The sequence below is a fragment of the Bosea sp. 29B genome (assembly GCF_902506165.1).
Classification (GTDB): Bacteria; Pseudomonadota; Alphaproteobacteria; order Rhizobiales; family Beijerinckiaceae; genus Allobosea.
On record NZ_LR733817.1, the window covers coordinates 1,345,799 to 1,363,258 of the forward strand.

The following is a 17,460-nucleotide window of genomic DNA, read 5'->3' on the forward strand; positions in this document are numbered from 1 at the left end:
CCGTTTCCGATATGACCACTATGGTCATATAATGTCGGAACACGCTGAAGGCAATGTGGCCAGGCCGACGGGCAGAGAGTTGTCGGTCGTGCGACCTCAGTGCCCGCTTGCCGGCACAGCCGGAGCGCCCTCCCAGCGGGTGTTCGCCGGCAGGTTCTCGCCCTTCATGATCACGGTAAGCAGGCCGATCTGGGCGTAGTCGCCGACATGGGTGTCGTAGAGCACGGTCGCCCCGGCGCCGACGCAGACGCCCTTGCCGAGCGTGACCTTGCCGACCTTCATCACCCGGTCCTCGTAGAGATGCGTCTGCAGGGCCGAATGGGCGTTGACGGTGCAGAAATCACCGACCTTGATGCAGTCGAACTCGGTGATATCCGTCGAATCCAGCCAGACGCCCTGGCCGTATTGCGCGCCGAACAGGCGCAGGAACCAGGGCAGGAACGGCGTACCGCGCAGATAGTCGAACAGCACCTTGCCGCCCAGACCCCAATAGAGCACGGCGATCGCCTCGGTGCGCATCGCCCAGAACGACCACATCGGCTTCATCACCGGCTTGTAGACGCCCATCAGCAGCCATTTCATCAGCGCGCAGATCAGCGCCTGGGTGATGGCAATCAGAACGGCGCAGCCCATGAAGGCGAGCGCCAGGCCAGTCCAGTCGCGGTCGAAGATCTTCTGCTGCAGCACGAGATCGACCGCCAGCGTGCCGAAGGTGATGAACAGCATCGCCGGGAAGGAGGTGTGCAGCGCCTCGAAGACGGCACGCGCCAGCTTCTTGCCCGTCGAGGGCTTGTAGGTCCAGTCGGCACCGAGATCGACCTTCTGCCGCGTCGGCAGCTTGATCGGCGGCGAGCCGAACCAGGTGTCGCCGGCGCTCATCAGATCGTTCGCGGGCGGCTTCGACTTGATACCGATCAACACCTTGTCGGGGATCACCGCACCCGGCGGCACCACCGCATCGTTGCCGACGAAGACCTGCTCGCCGGTCCGGGTCATGTCGAGGCGCATATAGCCGCGCCGCATGTCCTCGTCGCCGAAGATCACCTCGTCGGCAATGAAGTTGCCGGCGCCGATCCCGGTGATGTCATAGCGCCCGGAGAGGTTGGTCGAGATCTCCGCGCCCTGCCCGATCCTTGCGCCCATCATCCGGTACCAGAAGCGCATATAGATCGTCGCGAACAGCGAGGAGAGCGTCTCCAGCGTCACCTCGGTCGCCAGCGCTACCGTCCATTTGCGGGCGTAGAAGCTGGAATGGATCGAATAGCTGCCGGAGGAGACGCGCGGCAGGATCGCCCAGCGCAGCGCGCAGATCAGGAAGACCGTGACGGTGATCAGGCCGATCGCCGTCGGCCAGGTCAGGATCGGCAGGTACCAGAGATAGCTGACATCGGACCAGGTCGCGACCCAGTTGTCGATCCTGTCGAACAGCCAGAAGGCCGGGAAGATCGGCAAGAGGCTGATCGGCGGCAGCACGATCAACATGACGATGTAGAACAGGGTCATCGCCGCCCGCCGGCCGGCGCTCGCTTCGGCTTGCGGCGGCAGGGACTCGACATCGACCGTGCCGGTCTTGCGGGCGGGTGAACCATCCCAGATCTCGGCCGCGCCGATCTGCGCGCCCGGCGCGATCGCCGTGAGGTCGCCGATCTCGGCGTGATCGCCAACGGTGCAGCCATGGCCGAACACCACCGAGGACCCCGCATAGACGTCCTTGCCGAGGGTGATCCGGCCGATGATGAAATCGGCCCCGATCGCCTCGGCATTGGCGAAGGTGGTCTTCGATCCCAGCGTCGTGCCGTCGCCGAGCTCGACGAGGTCGATCGCGCCGGCCTCGTAGTCGGAGATTATGACGTCGCGCCCGACCTTGGCGCCGAGCAGGCGCCAGTAGAAGCGCATCACCGGCGTGCCCTGCAGCCATTTGATGTGCACGAGCCCGGCGACGCGCGAGGCAAACCACCAGCGGAAATAATAGACGCCCCAGAGCGGATAGGTGCCGGGCTTGGTCCGGCCGAGCACCAGCCATTTCAGGCCAATCGCGATGAAGCCGGTGACGAGCGTGATCGCGACATAGATGCCGAGCAGCGCGAAGACCTGCGCCATCGCCGACAATTCTTCGCCCGAGAGCAGCATGTAGCTGACGAAGATGCCGAGCCATTGCGCCGTCGACAGGCTGATGATGATCGGCAGCGCGATCGCCTGCGCCAGGCCGCAGAAGAAGCGGCGCCGCAGCGGCGGCGGCGTGAAGGAGAGGTCTTCCTCGGCGCGCACGCCGCGTGAGTCGAGCAGTCCCGCCATCGCCCGCAAGGTGCGCGCGCCGTAGACGTCCTGCAGGGTGATGCCGGCATAGGCCGGCGTCTCGCGCACGATCGAGATGAAGCGCGCCGCCAGCAGCGAATGACCGCCGAGATCGATGAAGAAGTCGGCCTCCAGCGGCAGCGCCTGCGCACCGAGCACGCGCTTGGCCGCGTCGAGCAGGGCGGCCTCGGTCTCGTTGCGCGGCGGCTCCTGCTCGCCGCTCGCGGCCGGCGCCGTCAACGGCGCGGCCTTCAGCATCTTGCGGTCGACCTTGCCGGAGATCATGCGCGGCAGCGAGCCGACCGGCTCGAAATGCGCCGGGATCATATAGGGCGGCAGCTTCTCGCGCAGCGACGCCCGCAGCACCGAGCCCTCGATCTGCACGCCTGGCTCGCCGACCAGGAAGGCGACAAGCCGCTCGATGCCGTCGTCAGTGCGCAACACCACGGCGGCCTGGCTGATACCGGCCTCGTCCGACAGCGCCGTCTCGATCTCGCCGAGCTCGACGCGGAAGCCGCGGATCTTGACCTGGTCGTCGATGCGGCCGTGGAAGACGATGTTGCCGTTCTCGTCGAGGCTGACGGCGTCGCCGGAGCGATAGAGGATCGGATCGCTGCCGCTTCCGCCGAACGGATTGGCGATGAACTTCTCGGCCGTGAGCTCGGGGCGCAGATGATAGCCCTTGGCGACGCCGGGACCGCCGATCAGCAGTTCGCCCTGCTGGCCGACGCCAGTCAGCTTCATCTCGTCGTCGACGATATAGGCGGTGTAGTTCGGGATCGGCCGGCCGATCGTCACCGTCTCGCCCGGCTCGACCGGGGCGGCTGTCGCCACCACCGTCGCTTCCGTCGGCCCGTAGGTGTTGAAGATGCGCCGGCCGGGCTTCGACCATTTCTGCACGATCGAGGGCGGCAACGCCTCGCCGCCAAGCAGGATCAATGTCAGCGAGGGCACGTCGGAGGGCAGGATGCCGAGCAGGGTCGGCACAGTGTCGATCACGGTGACGCCGGCATCGTTCAGGATCAACGGCAGCTTCTCGGCATCGCCCATCATCTGCGGCGTCGCGACGAACAGGGTCGCGCCGACGAGATAGGGCGTCCAGATCTCTTCCATCGACAGGTCGAAGGCGACCGAGGCGCCCTGGAAGACGACGTCCTCCGGACCCATCCCGTAGAGCGCATTCCCCGAGCGCAGGAAATGGCAGATGTTGCGTTGGCTGATGACGATCGCCTTGGGCACGCCGGTCGAGCCAGAGGTGTAGATCAGATAGGCCGGGTGATCCGCCGTCAGCCCGGCAGGGCGGGTCGGCATCGGCTTGCCATCGCTCGCCTGGGCCAGTTGCTGCGGGCACCAGACCGTGCGTTCAGTCGCTGCGGCGCGCGCCTTCCAGTCGGTCTGCGTCACCAGCCCCTTGGCGCTGGCATCGTTGAGGCAGATGGCGATGCGCTCGACCGGCGCTTCCGCGTCGAAGGGCAGCCAGGCGGCGCCCGACAGCGTGATGGCGATCTGCGCCACCAGGAGCTCGATGCCGCGGGGCATCCACAGGCCGACCATGTCGCCGGGCCCAACACCAGCGAGCGCGAGGCCACGGGCCTGGGCCTGGGCCTGCTCCCAGACCTGCACATAGCTCAGCCGGCGATCACCACAGATCATCGCCGGGTGATCGGGACGTGCAGCGACGCTCGCTGCGAAGATCTCGGCGAGCACTTCGTCGCGCAGCAAATCGGGCCGCTTCTCGCCGGCCAGCATCGCGAGCGCCGTCACGCCCGAGCCGGCTGTACCGGCCGAAACTGTGGTGATGTCGTTCATCCTGCTCCGCCGCAGGTCCCGGCCGACGCCTGGACTGCACCTCATGCCGGGCGGCCGCCACCCCATGACGACACGTCCATCAAACCTAGGCCGGACACCCCGCAGCCGCGCGGAAGCTCGCTTGCCGGCCGTATAGGAGCAGATGTGGCTTAACCGCGGCTGAACGGCAAGCCTGAAGACCCGGGTGCGATCACGTGACCGTCCGCTTTTGGCGGCCGAACGTCACATCCAGGTCGCCTTGCCGCCTTCGACCACGAGGATCTTGCCCTGCCAGATCTCGACGCGCGCCGCATCGGCCGTGCCGACGGCGCCGATCAGCGCCAGCACCGCCCGCGCCACACCGCCATGGCTGACCATCACCGTGTCCGGCGCCAGCCCCTCGAGCACCGGCCGGATACGCTCCGCCAGCATGCGGTAGCTCTCGCCACCGGGCGGCACGAAGCCCCATTTGTCGCTTTCGCGGGCCTGTGCGAGCTCGCGCTCGCTCTTGCGGATCTCGCGCCAGGTGAAGCCTTCCCAGTCGCCGAAGGTTAGTTCGCGCAAGCGCTCGTCGATGCGGAAACCGTCTGATGGCAGATCGAGTTCGCGGCGCAGGATCGTCATCGTCTCGCGCGCCCGCTCCATCGGCGAGCAGAGATAGTCCACGCTGGCGTAGTTCGGCGTCAGCGCCTTGAGCCGGCGCGCCGCCTCCTCAGCCTGCATCCGGCCGAGCGAGTTGAGCGGAATGTCCTTCCCGCCCTGCAACCGGCCCTCGCGATTCCAGTCGGTTTCACCGTGGCGAACGAGGAAGAGGCGGCCGGGAATCGTCAGCGGAGTCATGCTTCGCCTCATGCACGCTAGCGACAGCAACGTCAAAGCGGCGAAAGCGCCGCAGGGGCCGCCCTCACTGCCTCGTGAGCTTTGTGGTGGCCGCGCCTCGCTACCCTGTGTAAGAGGCAGGCTCTCGCATCGCTCGACAGTCGCATGAACGCCACGCTGACATTACCGGATGGCCGCAGGCTCGACCTCGGCCACAGGCCCCTGCTGATGGGCGTGGTCAACGTCACCCCGGATTCCTTTTCCGATGGCGGCCTCTTCGCCGACCCCGCCGTGGCGGTCGCGCATGGGCTGACGCTGGTGCGGCAGGGTGCCGATATCGTCGATGTCGGCGGCGAGTCGACACGGCCCGACCATATCCGCCTCGATGCGGCAAGCGAGCTTGCCCGTGTCCTGCCGGTGATCACCGGCATCGCCGCCCAGAGCGACATCCCGATCTCGATCGACACCTACAAGGCCGAAGTCGCCGAGGCCGCGCTGAAAGCCGGCGCCGCGATCGTCAACGATGTCTGGGGCGCGCAACGCGAGCCCGCCATTGCCGGCGTCGCCGCCCGCCATGGCGCACCGATCGTCCTGATGCACAACCGCGAGGAGGTCGATCCCGGGCTCGATATCCTCACCGACGTCATGCGCTTCCTCGAACGCTCGATCGAAATCGCCATCGAAGCCGGCGTGCCACGCAGCCAGATCGTCGTCGATCCCGGCATCGGCCGCTTCGGCAAGACCGCCGAGCAGTCGCTTCTGCTGATGAAGGAGCTTCGCCGCCTCGGCGAGCTCGGCTGCCCGGTCCTGCTCGGCGCTTCCCGCAAATCGGTGCTCGGCCATGTCATCGGCAAGGCGGTGCCGGCCGAGCGCGTCGCCGCCAGCATCGCCGCGCATCTTTACGGCGTCACCCAAGGCGCCGCCATCATCCGTGCCCATGACGTCGACGAGCATGTCGACGCCTTGAAAATCTGGGCGGCGATCGGAGCAGCACAATGAGCGCGACCGGGCAGATCTTCATCGAGGCGCTCGACCTCTACGCCTATCACGGCCATTTCGCCGAGGAAGGCCGGCTCGGCCAGCGCTTCTCGATGGACCTGGTGCTGGACTGCGACCTGCGGGTATCCTCGCTCAGCGACGACATCGCCGACACCGTCGACTATGGCGAGGTCGTCGGCCTGGTGACACGCACCTTCTCGGGCAAGCGCTTCAAACTGCTCGAGGCGGCGGCGCGGGCACTGGCCGAGGCGATCCTGGCGGGATACCCCGCCGTGACCAAGGTCGCGGTCACGCTGCGCAAGCCCGCCCCGCCCATTCCCGGCCGCATGGATTCGGTCGGGATCAAGCTGGACTTCACGCGGTGAGCGTCAAGGCGACGCTCGGCCTCGGCGGCAATCTCGGCGATCCCGTGGCGGCCTTCGCGGCGGCGCTGGCGCGGCTGCGTGCTCATGCTGCAGCCGAGCTCAAGGCCGTCTCCTCGGTCTGGCGCACGGCGCCCTGGGGCAAGCTCGACCAGCCGGAATTCCGCAACATGGCGGTGCTGATCGAGACCTCGCTCACCGCCGACGACCTGCTTGCGCTCTGCCTCGACATCGAGCGCGAGAGCGGCCGCGAGCGGCGCGAGCGCTGGGGGCCACGTACGCTCGACATCGACATCCTGACCTATGGCGCGGAGACGATCGACCGGCCAGGCCTCCAGGTCCCGCATCCGCGCATCGCCGAGCGCGCCTTCGTGCTGGCGCCGCTGGCGGAGATCGCGCCGGCGGTCATGATCGGAGAGCGGAGCGTCACCGATCTGCTGATGGCAATCGCGAGCCAGGATGTCAGTCTGGATGAGGACGGAACGCATCGGCTGCGCGCCGCCTCACCGGCTCAATCCGCGTAGAGCTCCCGCAGGGTCTTCAGTACCTGTCCGAGGGTCGCGTCGGAAACGCTGCCGAGCTTCTTCCGAAGTCTTTGCTTGTCGAGCGCACGACTCTGCTCGAGCAGGATCAAGCCATCGATGCCCTGAAACTGCACCGGCACACGGAAGCCGGCAGGCCGACTGCCGGACGTCATCGGTGCGACGATGACGGTCCGCAGATAATCGTGGATTTCCGGCGGCGAGATGATGAGACAGGGGCATGTCTTCTGGATTTCGCCGCCGACTGTCGGGTCGAGCGCGGCCAGCCAGATCTCGCCGCGCTTCACCATGCCAAGGCCGCGTCTTCGCTATTGCCGAATTCCGGCCAGACGAGTTCGTCGTCCTGTTCCCGTGCGAGACGCTGCGAATCTTCGGCCCAGCCAGCGCGCGCCGGGCGGATGACCGGCTCGATCACGATGCGTCCGCCTTCGACCCTGAGCTCGACGCTGTCGCCGGCTTTGGCGCCGATCTCGGCCAGCAAAGGCTTGGGGATCAGCACGCCGGCCGAGTTCCCGAATTTCTTGACTGCGCTCAGCATGGCCCTCTCCCACTCTCGCGAGCAAGATAGGCGACGCGTCGCCTCGTTACAACAAAGTAGCTACAGAAACGTCGTCTGCAGCGCGCCGTTGCGGGCGGGCCTCAGCCCTCACTCGCCCTTGTCGAGCGAGATGTCCGGCGCGGTCGGCACCTTCATGCCGACGACATGATAGCCGGCATCGACATGCATCACCTCGCCGGTGATGCCGCGCGACATGTCGGAGACCAGGAAGACCGCAGTCTCGCCGACCTCCTCGATCGTGACGGTGCGGCGCAGCGGCGAATTGTATTCGTTCCAGCGCAGGATATAGCGGAAATCGCCGATGCCCGAGGCCGCCAATGTCTTGATCGGCCCGGCTGAAATCGCGTTGACGCGAATCTTCGACGGGCCAAGATCGGCGGCGAGATACTGCACGCTCGATTCCAGCGCCGCCTTGGCGACGCCCATGACGTTGTAGTGCGGCATCCATTTCTCGGCGCCGTAATAGGTCAGCGTCAGCAGCGAGCCGCCATCCGGCATCAGCTTCTCGGCGCGCTGTGTGATCGCCGTGAACGAATAGCAGGAGATCAGCAGCGACTTCGAGAAATTGGCCTCGGTCGTGTCGACATACCGGCCGGTCAACTCGTCCTTGTCGGAGAAGGCGATGCAGTGGACGACGAAGTCGAGCTTGCCCCAGAGCTTCTCGATCTCGGCGAAGACCGCATCGATCGTCGCCCCGTCGGTGACGTCGCAATGGCCGACGACATGGCCGCCAAGCTGCTGCGCCAACGGCTCGACCCGCTTCTTCAAGGCATCGCCCTGATAAGTGAAGGCGAGCTCGGCGCCGGCATCCGCCGCAGCCTTGGCGATGCCCCAGGCGATCGAGCGGTTGTTGGCGACGCCCATGACGAGACCGCGCTTGCCCCGCAGGAGGTTGGCGGTCGGGGCGGCGCTGCTGGATTCAGGCATCTGAGACCTTCGAACTGGACGAACCGGCAAAAGGGAACCGGACGGTCTCATAACCGAGGCGGCCGAAGGGTGGAAGCGCCCTGTGCCGAAATCCTGTTCAGGCGTCTCAGCCAGCCCGCGCCTTCATCAGCGCGGTCAGCTCGGCATCCTCGCTGGGCATCTCGATGTCGATCGAGACGAAGAGGTCGCCATGCTCGCCCTTCTTGGCGCCGGGCAGGCCCTTGCCGCGCAGGCGGAACTGGCGCGCCGTGCCGGTCAGCGGCGGCACTTTCATCTCGACGGCGCCCGACAGCGTCGGCACATGGATCGGCCCGCCCAGCACCGCCGTCGCCAGCGGCACCGCAACGCGCGCACGCAGGTCGATGCCGTCGACGGTGAAGCGGGAATCGGGCTTCACCTTGATCGTCATCAGCACGTCGCCGGCCTCGCCGGTGAGCGGATGCGTTTGGCCGAGACCGCGCAGGCGCATGACCTTGCCGTCGGCGACGCCCTCGGGGATCGTCACCTCGACCTCGCGCCCGCCGGGCAGCTTCACCCGGCGCGTGCCGCCATTGACCGCCTCGGCCAGGCCGACCTCGAGGCTGAAGCTCTGCTCCGGCGGCTTCTGCGGCTGGCTCTGCCGGCCACGCCCGCCACCGCGCCTGGCAGCCTCGCCGAAGAGCGAGCCGAAGATGTCGGCGGGATCGAAGCCGGGATCGCCGCCGCGGCCGGGGCCTCCGCCGCCGTCGAAATGGAAATCGAAGCCGCCATGCTGCGCGCCGCGACGCCCGGCCCCCATGCCCTCGAAGCCGGAAAAGCGCGGCTTGCCCTCGGCGTCGATCTCGCCACGATCGAACTGCTTGCGCTTGTCGGCGTCGCCGAGAACCTCATAGGCGGTGTTCAGCTCGGAGAATTTCTCCTGCGCCTTCGGGTCACCCTGGTTGCGGTCGGGGTGCAGGTCCTTGGCGCGGCGGCGATAAGCCTTCTTGATCTCGGCCTCATCGGCCGATTTCGCCACGCCCAGAACCTGATACGGATCACGCATTCAAACACACCCCCGGAGGCTTCGTATTCCGGCGTAGCGGAACCGCATCCTAGATGGGAAGACTGTGGCGCAGTTGCAACAGGCTTAAACCGTGCCTTTCCACGGCTTGGCGTCGGTCACCGCCCATTCACCGCCGGACGGCCGGCAGGCGGTGCCCTGCAGTTTCACGGGGCCGGTCTGCAGGCTCATCGAGGCCAGGAAGGCGCGGCAGATCTCGTCCGATTTCAGGAACGGCCCGCCGACCGGCGTGAACGTGCCCTTCATGCCGCTCTGGGTGTTGTCCCAGGAGACCGGCGCGCCATTGCCCTGCGGATCGAGCGCCAGCGCCATGGCGCCTTCCGCCCGGCGCCAGTCCTCGGGACCGAGATCGGGCGCGAGCCCGACGAGCGGGCTCTTGCCCTCGACGGCGCGGGCCGGCAGCACCGAGGCGGTGGTCATCGCGACCTCGTCCTCGGCCTTGCTGGAGAGGCCGATGATCGGAAAGGAGATCGAGCAGCCGGCCGAGGCCAGTCCGAGCAGGAGCGCGCCGACGAGGGATGCCCCCGATGCAAGGGGCCTGCGCTCATGCGGCCTCTGGCTCCGCTGCGCGCGGGGCTTATATATGACTACCAAATCAAACCGCATTGCGGATCGCGCTCGCCCAACGCTTCCTGAAACTCCGAGGATTAAGCACGTGAATGCGTTAATGAGCGGTGACTTCACCGAAGCGAGCGAGCCTTTCGCCCTGTTCGAGAGCTGGCTGGAGGAGGCCAAGGCCTCCGAACCGAACGATCCGAACGGCATGGCGCTCTCGACAGTCGACGCCGACGGCATGCCCAATTCCCGCATGGTCCTGCTCAATGGCCGCAGCCCCGAGGGCTTCGTCTTCTACACCAACACCCAGAGCCAGAAGGGCGAGGAACTCGCCGGCCAGCCCAAGGCGGCTGCGCTGTTCCACTGGAAGAGCCTGCGTCGGCAGGTCCGCATCCGCGGCCCGGTCAGCCGCGTCAGCGACGCCGAGGCCGATGCCTATTTCCAGTCGCGTCCGCGCGACAGCCGGATCGGCGCCTGGGCCTCGCAGCAGTCGCGGCCGCTGGAGAGCCGGTTCGCGCTTGAAAAAGCGGTGGCGAGCTATGCGCTGAAGTTCGGCGTCAGCGAGGTGCCGCGCCCGCCGCACTGGACCGGCTTCCGCATCGCCCCGGTCTACATGGAGTTCTGGCGCGACGGCGCCTTCCGCCTGCATGACCGCATCGTCTTCCGCCGTGCCACGCCGGGCGACGCCTGGACGAAGGCGCGGCTCTACCCCTGAGGGAAAGTCACAAGCACATGGCCATGCCCAAGTTCGACTTCCCGAAGACGGAGCCCGGCAAGCGCCCGGTGATGCTGCTGACCGGGGCCAGCCGCGGCATCGGCCATGCCACGGTGATGCAGTTCGCCATGGCCGGCTGGCGCATCCTGTCCTGCTCACGCCAGGCCTTCTCCGACAAATGCCCCTGGCCGTCCGGCGCGGACGACCATGTCCAGATCGACCTCGGCGATCCCGAGGACACAATGCGCGGCATCGCCGAGATCAAGAAGCGCCTCGCCGCCGAAGGCGGCAAGCTCAATGCGCTGGTCAACAATGCCGGCATCTCGCCGAAGGGACCGAAGGGCGGCCGGCTCGGTGCGGCCACGACCTCGTTCAACGACTGGCACCAGGTCTTCCAGGTCAACTTCTTCGCGCCGATCATGCTGGCGCGCGGCCTGCTCGACGAACTGACCACAGCGAGGGGCGCGATCGTCAACGTCACCTCGATCGCCGGCTCGCGCGTCCACCCCTTCGCCGGGGCGGCCTATGCGACCTCGAAGGCGGCGCTCGCCAGCCTGACCCGCGAGATGGCCGCCGATTTCGGCCCGCTCGGCATCCGCGTCAATGCGATCTCTCCGGGCGAGATCGACACCGCCATCCTCTCCCCCGGCACCGAGAAGATCGTCGCGACCTTGCCGCTCGGGCGGCTCGGCAAGACCGAGGAGGTCGCCAAGGCGATCCATTTCCTCTGCACAGATGCCTCGAGCTACGTCACCGGCGCCGAACTCCACATCAATGGCGGGCAGCACGTGTGAGCGGGCAGGACAACGGCCAGGACAACAATCGAGTCATCCGCTTCCCCAATCCCGCCCGCGCCGCGGCGCGTCCGGTGCTCGCCGCCTCGATCGCCGTCTTCCGCCACGGCAAGGTCCTGCTGGCGACGCGGACCAAGCCGCCGGCCGACCAGCTCTGGTCTCTGCCCGGCGGCAAGGTCGAGGCCGGCGAGAGCCTGGAGGAGGCGGCGCTGCGCGAATTGGAGGAGGAGGTCGGCGTCAGCGCGCGGATCGTCGGCTTCAACCGCCATGTCGAGATCGTCGGCCGCGATCCCAAAGGCGCGGTGACCCATCATTTCGTCATCGCCTCCTTCGTCGGAGAATGGCTCTCCGGCGAGCCGCGGCCGGGTCCCGAAGCCGGTGCCGTGATGTGGGCAGATCCGCTCAAGCTCGGCGGCCTGCCGACGACACGCGAACTCGGCGACGTGCTGCGCCGCGCTGCCGCCATTGTCGCTGGCGACGCTGGCTTATGACGAAAAGCGCGCTCGCAGCCCTGATGCTCGCCGGACTGACCGCGAGCCCGCAGGCGCTGCTGGCGCAGACGCGGCGGCCCGCCCCGCCTCAACAGCAGCAGCAACGCCCCGCCGAGCCGGCTCCGCCGGAACCCGAATCGCCCGCCCCGCCCTATGAGCCGCAATTGCTGCAGCTCGCCGAGATCATCGGCTCGCTCGCCTATCTGCGCACGCTCTGCGAAGCCCGGGAGGCCCAGGACTGGCGCGAACGCATGGCGACGCTGCTCGAGTCGGAAGGCCGCTCGCCGCAGCGGCGCGAGCGGCTGGCCAGCGCCTATAACCGCGGCTACCGCGCCTATTCGGCGACGCACCGCACCTGTAGCGACGGCACGCAGGAGGCCTCCGCCCGCCTCGCCCAGGAGGGCGAAAAACTCGCCAAGTCGCTGGCGAGCCGCTTCGGCGGCTAGAGCAGGATGCCCGTTTTCGGGACAATCAGAGATTTTGGCACAGGGTGAAATCCCCGTTTTGCATCCTCCAGGAGGCTTGGCGACGCGGTTTCGGCACGGGCTTGCGCCATTCTTAAGCAGAATTGTCCCCCGAGAATTAACCTTTCTTAAAGACCGTGATGGCGCCCGCTGTCGACGGATCGTATCCTTACCGGGCAAATCACTGGAACAGTCGCGGCTCATGCGCGCCTGCTCCGTCCGACAGGTTCCTTTCGACGCCGGATACCGCTGCCTTCATGTCCGCTCTCTCCGACGACCTGCCGCTCGACCCGACCCTCGCCGAGGACGTCAAGGACGCCCGCCGCGTGGCCTACTGCTATGTCGAGGACGCCTTCATCGAGGCGCGCCAGGACGGGCTCGACTCCGACTCGCTCGCCCATGCCGCCCTGTTCGCGGCGATGCGCACGCTGGTCGAGACCTATGGCGAGGAGGCGACCGCTGTCTTCGCCGAGGCCCTGCCGGAGAAGATCCGCTGCGGCAACTTCACCACCGGCACGCGCCACTGATCATTCGGCGGCGACCGGGAGTTCGCCGCGGCCGGCATGAGCGAGCCCCCATAGCGCCAGAGTATGCGCGGCGTCGTTGAGCGCCGCCCCGGCTGGCGTCAGCGAATACTCGACCCGCAGCACTGCTTCCTCGAAAGCTTCGCGCCTGACGACGCCGTCGCGCTCCATCTCGCGCAATTGCTCGTAGAGCACCTTCTCGCTGATCCCCGGCAGGCGCCGGCGCAATTCGCCGAAGCGCAGCGCCCGTTCGTGCAGCTCCCACAGGATCACTGATTTCCAGCGCCCGCCGATCACCGACAGCGCCTGGCCGAGACCGCATTCGTCCGGCAAATTGACCCTGACTGGCATAGCCTTCTCCAACCGACTACTTACCTTCATGTAAGTAATTGAAATAAAAAATAAAACTGAGAAATCTCCTGCGCAGCCGCCGGCATGGGCCGGCGTCCGCCAAACCCCAGAGCGAGCGCGACGCTGCGCGGTCGAAGGCCTGCCTTCTATCGCAGTCGTGCTCCCACCCTGTCAGGAGAGCCATCGATGAGTGCCATTGTTTCCGTCATCGGCCTCGGCCGCATGGGCGCCGCCCTCGCCCAGGCCTTTTTGAAGGCCGGCATCCCCACCCATGTCTGGAATCGCTCGCCCGGCAAGGCTTCAGCTCTTGCAGACCAGGGCGCGAGTGTCGCGCCGTCGGTCGCTGCCGCCGCAGCGGCAGTCGACATCATCGTCGTCTGCGTCAGCACCTATGCCGATTCGGACAGGCTGTTTCGGGTGCCGGAGACTGCGGCCGCCCTGCGCGGCAAGCTGATCATTCAGGTCTCTTCCGGCTCGCCGAACCAGGCGCGCGAACAGGCGCAGTGGGCAGCCGGCAACGGCACCTGCTATCTCGACGGCGCGATCATGGCGACGCCGAACTTCATCGGCGAGCCCGGCGGCACCATCCTCTATTCCGGACCTCGGGCCCTGTTCGACACAAACCAGGCCGTCCTCCTGGCGCTCGGCGGCAATCCGCAATTCGTCGGCGAGGATGTCGGCCACGCCTCGGCGCTCGACCTTTCCCTGCTCGGGCAGATGTGGGGCGCGCTCTTCGGCCAGTTCCAGGCGGCCGCGATCTGTCAGGCCGAGGGCATCGCGCTCGACCTGTTCGAGGAACATCGGCAGGCCTTCCTGCCCGTCGTCGAGGGCGCTGTGGTCGATCTGGTCGCCCGCATCCGCGATCGCCGCTTTGCCGCCGACGCGGAGACCCTCGCCTCACTCGACGTCCATTACGGCGCCTTCGGCCTGCTCTTGCAGCTCTGCGCCGAACGCGGCCTGAATGATCTCGTCCCCAAGGCGCAGGACGACCTTTTCCGCAGAGCGATCGCCGCGGGCCATCGCCAGGACGATTTTGCCGCCATCTCGCAGTTCATGCGCTGAAGAACGGCCCGCCAGACGGCTGCGCTCGGTTTCAGCCGGCCGCCTTTCGCGCCGTCTCCGCCCGGCCGAGCAGCAAATCGCGCTCGCGCCGGTTCCGGGTCATGCCGGCGGCGCGGGTGAATTCGGCCTCAGCCTCGCCATGCCGGCCGAGCTTGACCAGGAAATCGGCGCGCACGCTCGGCAGCAGGTGGTAATTCTTCAATGCCGGTGCGGAAGCGAGCGCATCGACCAGCACCAGCCCCGCTGCCGGCCCCTCCGCCATCGAGATCGCCACCGCCCGGTTGAGCTCGATCACCGGCGAGGGCGTCAGCTCGCCGAGGGCGCCGTAGAGGGCCGCGATCCTGCGCCAGTCGGTCTCCCCGGCGGTGTTGGCGCGGGCATGGCAGGCCGCGAGCTCGGCCTGCAGGACGTAAGAGCTGGGCCCTGCCGAAAGCCTACGCGCCGTTTCCAGCGCCTTGAGGCCGTGATTGATCAGCAACCGGTCCCAGCGTGCCCGGTTCTGGTCGAGCAGCAGTACCGGCTCGCCATCCGGCCCGATCCGGGCGCGCAGGCGCGAGGCCTGCAACTCCATCAGCGCGACGAGGCCGTGCACCTCCGGCTCCTGCGGCGCGAGGCCGGCGAGAATGCGCCCGAGCCGCATCGCCTCCTGGCAGAGCGCCGGGCGCACCCAGTCTTCGCCCCCGGTCGCGGCATAGCCCTCATTGAAGATCAGATAGACCACCTCGAGCACTGAGGCGAGGCGGTTCGCCAGCTCGGGGCCATGTGGCACTTCATAGGGCACCTTGGCCTCGGCCAGTGCCTTCTTCGCCCGGACCAGGCGCTGGGCCATCGTCGGCTCCGGCACCAGGAAGGCGCGGGCGATCTCTTCGGTGGTGAGGCCGCCGATCAGGCGCAGCGTCAGCGCCAATCGCGCCTCGACCGCGAGAACCGGGTGACAGGCGGTGAAGATCAGCCGCAGCAGGTCGTCGCCGAGCTCGTCGTCGAGCGCTTCCTCGATCCCGGCGATCGGATCGTCCTCTTCGTCGAGGTCGCGGCCGATCTCCTCATGCTTGCGCTGCAGCATCCTGGCGCGTCGGAGGCCGTCGAGCGCGCGGTGCTTCGCCGCTTGCATCAGCCAGGCGCCGGGATTGCGCGGCACACCCTCATCAGGCCATTGCTGGAGCGCAGCAACGAGCGCGTCCTGCGCCAGCTCCTCGGCCCGGCCGACATCGCGGGTGACGCGAGCGAGGCCCGCGATCAGCCTGGGAGCCTCGATCCGGAAGACCGCCTCGATGGCGCGGTGTGCATCGCTTGCCGTCATGGCTTGCGATACACACCATCAACATCGGGGCTGGCAAGCGGCTCAGCCGTTGCCGACCTCGTTCTTGAGGCGGTCCCAGGTCGCGGCAGCTTCCGGCGAGACCATTTCGCCGAAATCGGCGATGTCGACGACCGGGCGGATCTCGATCTCGGACGGGCCGGGCATCGGGTTGGGGCAGCGCTTGACCCAGGCAACCGCCTCGTCGAGCGACTTGCACTCCCAGAGCCAGTAGCCGGCGACCAGCTCCTTGGTCTCGGCGAACGGCCCGTCGACGACGGACCGCTTCTCGCCGTCAAACTGCACGCGTGCGCCCTTCGCGCTCGGCTGCAGGCCGTCACCGCCCTTCATGATGCCGGCTTTCACCAGCTCTTCATTGTAGGCCATCATCGCGTCGACCAGTTCCCGGGTCGGCGGCGCACCAGCTTCGCTGTCCTTGGTCGCCTTGACCATCACCATGAAGCGCATCGGTCTTCTCCGCTTGGTTGGAGGGGTGCAGGCCTCGCCTCGCACCCTCCGGGTTGAATGGAATTGAAAGCCTTGGTCCGGTCAGCCGGCGAGCTTCGCCGACTCCGCCCGCACGCGCTCTTCCTGCTCGCGCAGTTCCGGCGTGATCGCCTCGCCGAAATCCTCCATCTCGAAGATCGGGCGCAGCTCTATCTCGGTGTCGCCATCGAAGGGCGCACGCTTCAGCCACTCGACTGCCTCGTCGAAGGAGCGGACCTGCCAGATCCAGAAGCCAGCGAGCAGCTCCTTGGTCTCGGCGAAGGGGCCGTCGGTGAGCGTCCGCTGCGCGCCCGAAAAGCGCATGCGCAGCCCCTTCGCGCTCGGATGGAGCCCGTCCATCGCCAGCAGCACACCGGCCTTCACCAGCTCCTCATTGTAGGCGCCCATCTTGGTGAGGAGGGCCTCGTCCGGCATCACGCCGGCTTCGCTGTCCTTGTTGGCCTTGACCAGAACCATGACACGCATCGGTCTTCTCCCATCTCTACGCGTTGATTTTGCTTCGGTATGGAGCGGGAGAATTCCCGCCCTCTGTCTTCACGTCGAACGAAGCGCGCCCCGATCGACAAGGTCCGAAAGTTTTTTCAGCCCTTGGCTGCATATTTTTCGCGGCGGGCGATTTCAGCAGCGCTCGGTTCGGCGAACTCAAACGAACCGGTCGTGACCTCGCCCTCGCGGCGATAGGTCGCCATCATGACGCCGGTGCTGGACGCGCTGCTTTCGACCAGCTTGAAGGCGGCGGGCATGGCGCCCGAGCCGAACAGCCGCTTGCCCTTGCCGAGCACGACAGGGAAGGTCAGCAGCGTGATCTCGTCGATCAGGTCCTTGGCCAACAGCGCCTGGATCAGTTCGCTCGAGCCCTGCAGCAGGAGCTTGCGCCCATCCTGGCGCTTCAGCGCTGCGACCTCAGCGGCAGGATCGCCACGCAGCGCGACGCTGTTCTGCCAGGCCAGGGTCTGCGGCTCCGAGGTCGCGACATATTTGGTAATGGCGTTGAACTTGACCGCGATCGGATCGTCGCCGGCATAGGGCCAGTGCGCCGCGAAGATGTCATAGGTCCGGCGCCCGAGCAGCAGGTCGAACTCGTCGGACAGGGCCTTGTCCATGACCTTGCCCATCGCCTCGTCCCAGTACTGGAAGGTCCAGCCGCCATGGCTGAAGCCGCCCTGCGGATCCTCCTGCGGGCCGCCCGGCGCCTGCATGACGCCGTCGAGGGACACGAAAGTGGCGGCAACGACTTGTCTCATCTGATCTCTCCCGAACTCGCGGGAGCCTGGTCCCGCATCGCGTCTTTCGAAGCTCGGGCGAAGGCGGCAACGACCTGCGACCTCCGCTGCTTCTTGCTGACACGTCGAATGGGAAAACGCCGG

The 17,460-nt window shown here is 67.1% G+C and carries 21 protein-coding genes; 9 read left to right on the top strand and 12 right to left on the bottom strand.

Features of this window, described 5'->3' with window-relative positions; all coding sequences use genetic code 11:
• Nucleotides 1–96: 96 nt before the first annotated feature.
• Complete coding sequence (locus GV161_RS06615; protein WP_152015457.1) at nt 97–4,104, bottom strand: Pls/PosA family non-ribosomal peptide synthetase; 4,008 nt, start codon at nt 4,102–4,104, stop codon at nt 97–99.
• 222 nt (nt 4,105–4,326) lie between these two features.
• A complete protein-coding gene (locus GV161_RS06620; protein ID WP_152015456.1) occupies nt 4,327–4,923 on the bottom strand; it encodes a histidine phosphatase family protein in 597 nt (198 codons plus the stop codon).
• A gap of 144 nt (nt 4,924–5,067) precedes the next feature.
• Here GV161_RS06620 and folP point away from each other — a divergent pair, with 144 nt between their 5' ends.
• Genes folP through folK form a run of 3 tightly spaced genes read left to right on the top strand, consistent with a single transcriptional unit; the run spans nt 5,068 to nt 6,787 of the window.
• Nucleotides 5,068–5,901, top strand: coding sequence for a dihydropteroate synthase (folP, locus tag GV161_RS06625; RefSeq protein WP_152015455.1), 834 nt, complete (start codon nt 5,068–5,070; stop codon nt 5,899–5,901).
• Complete coding sequence (gene folB / locus GV161_RS06630) at nt 5,898–6,266, top strand: dihydroneopterin aldolase (RefSeq protein ID WP_152015454.1); 369 nt, start codon at nt 5,898–5,900, stop codon at nt 6,264–6,266. Before folP ends, folB begins: the two co-directional genes overlap by 4 nt.
• Nucleotides 6,263–6,787: a 2-amino-4-hydroxy-6-hydroxymethyldihydropteridine diphosphokinase gene (gene folK, locus GV161_RS06635; RefSeq protein WP_152015453.1), complete on the top strand. Its 525-nt coding sequence runs from the start codon at nt 6,263–6,265 to the stop codon at nt 6,785–6,787. Before folB ends, folK begins: the two co-directional genes overlap by 4 nt.
• On the opposite strand, the gene GV161_RS06640 is transcribed toward folK, so the two are convergent.
• From GV161_RS06640 to GV161_RS06660, 5 genes are all read right to left on the bottom strand, one after another.
• Nucleotides 6,775–7,095, bottom strand: a complete 321-nt coding sequence (locus GV161_RS06640; RefSeq protein WP_152015452.1) for a type II toxin-antitoxin system PemK/MazF family toxin — start codon at nt 7,093–7,095, stop codon at nt 6,775–6,777. The genes folK and GV161_RS06640 overlap by 13 nt on opposite strands.
• Complete coding sequence (locus GV161_RS06645) at nt 7,089–7,343, bottom strand: AbrB/MazE/SpoVT family DNA-binding domain-containing protein (RefSeq protein ID WP_152015451.1); 255 nt, start codon at nt 7,341–7,343, stop codon at nt 7,089–7,091. Before GV161_RS06645 ends, GV161_RS06640 begins: the two co-directional genes overlap by 7 nt.
• A 108-nt stretch (nt 7,344–7,451) precedes the next feature.
• On the bottom strand, nt 7,452–8,291 hold the full coding sequence (gene fabI, locus GV161_RS06650; protein ID WP_152015450.1) for an enoyl-ACP reductase FabI: 840 nt from the start codon (nt 8,289–8,291) through the stop codon (nt 7,452–7,454).
• Between the two features lie 106 nt (nt 8,292–8,397).
• Entirely contained in the window at nt 8,398–9,315 is a 918-nt protein-coding gene (locus GV161_RS06655; RefSeq protein ID WP_152015449.1) for a J domain-containing protein, read from the bottom strand.
• Nucleotides 9,316–9,399: 84 nt separating this feature from the next.
• A complete protein-coding gene (locus GV161_RS06660) occupies nt 9,400–9,753 on the bottom strand; it encodes an RT0821/Lpp0805 family surface protein (RefSeq protein WP_244624151.1) in 354 nt (117 codons plus the stop codon).
• 247 nt (nt 9,754–10,000) lie between these two features.
• Here GV161_RS06660 and pdxH point away from each other — a divergent pair, with 247 nt between their 5' ends.
• The 5 genes from pdxH (at nt 10,001) to GV161_RS06685 (ending at nt 12,879) form a co-directional block, all read left to right on the top strand.
• Nucleotides 10,001–10,603, top strand: a complete 603-nt coding sequence (gene pdxH, locus GV161_RS06665; RefSeq protein WP_244624150.1) for a pyridoxamine 5'-phosphate oxidase — start codon at nt 10,001–10,003, stop codon at nt 10,601–10,603.
• A 71-nt stretch (nt 10,604–10,674) separates the two neighbouring features.
• Nucleotides 10,675–11,397: an SDR family oxidoreductase gene (locus tag GV161_RS06670; RefSeq protein WP_152016228.1), complete on the top strand. Its 723-nt coding sequence runs from the start codon at nt 10,675–10,677 to the stop codon at nt 11,395–11,397.
• Nucleotides 11,394–11,888: an NUDIX domain-containing protein gene (locus GV161_RS06675; RefSeq protein WP_348521246.1), complete on the top strand. Its 495-nt coding sequence runs from the start codon at nt 11,394–11,396 to the stop codon at nt 11,886–11,888. Before GV161_RS06670 ends, GV161_RS06675 begins: the two co-directional genes overlap by 4 nt.
• Nucleotides 11,885–12,334 (top strand): TIGR02301 family protein, encoded by a 450-nt coding sequence (locus GV161_RS06680; RefSeq protein WP_152015446.1) that lies wholly within the window; start codon nt 11,885–11,887, stop codon nt 12,332–12,334. Before GV161_RS06675 ends, GV161_RS06680 begins: the two co-directional genes overlap by 4 nt.
• A gap of 275 nt (nt 12,335–12,609) precedes the next feature.
• Entirely contained in the window at nt 12,610–12,879 is a 270-nt protein-coding gene (locus tag GV161_RS06685) for a hypothetical protein (RefSeq protein ID WP_244543908.1), read from the top strand.
• On the opposite strand, the gene GV161_RS06690 is transcribed toward GV161_RS06685, so the two are convergent.
• Nucleotides 12,880–13,227, bottom strand: coding sequence for a helix-turn-helix domain-containing protein (locus GV161_RS06690; RefSeq protein WP_152015445.1), 348 nt, complete (start codon nt 13,225–13,227; stop codon nt 12,880–12,882).
• A 186-nt stretch (nt 13,228–13,413) separates the two neighbouring features.
• Between GV161_RS06690 and GV161_RS06695 the strand changes: the two genes are divergently transcribed.
• Entirely contained in the window at nt 13,414–14,289 is an 876-nt protein-coding gene (locus tag GV161_RS06695; protein WP_152015444.1) for an NAD(P)-binding domain-containing protein, read from the top strand.
• A 31-nt stretch (nt 14,290–14,320) separates the two neighbouring features.
• Here GV161_RS06695 and GV161_RS06700 read toward each other — a convergent pair whose 3' ends face one another.
• From GV161_RS06700 to GV161_RS06715, 4 genes are all read right to left on the bottom strand, one after another.
• Complete coding sequence (locus tag GV161_RS06700; protein WP_152015443.1) at nt 14,321–15,589, bottom strand: RNA polymerase sigma factor; 1,269 nt, start codon at nt 15,587–15,589, stop codon at nt 14,321–14,323.
• Nucleotides 15,590–15,631: 42 nt separating this feature from the next.
• A complete protein-coding gene (locus GV161_RS06705; protein ID WP_152015442.1) occupies nt 15,632–16,054 on the bottom strand; it encodes a YciI family protein in 423 nt (140 codons plus the stop codon).
• A gap of 81 nt (nt 16,055–16,135) precedes the next feature.
• Entirely contained in the window at nt 16,136–16,558 is a 423-nt protein-coding gene (locus GV161_RS06710; protein ID WP_152015441.1) for a YciI family protein, read from the bottom strand.
• A 116-nt stretch (nt 16,559–16,674) separates the two neighbouring features.
• The gene (locus tag GV161_RS06715; RefSeq protein ID WP_152015440.1) at nt 16,675–17,337 is read right to left on the bottom strand and encodes a dihydrofolate reductase family protein; all 663 of its coding nucleotides are present in this window, start codon (nt 17,335–17,337) and stop codon (nt 16,675–16,677) included.
• Between the last annotated feature and the right edge of the window lie 123 nt (nt 17,338–17,460).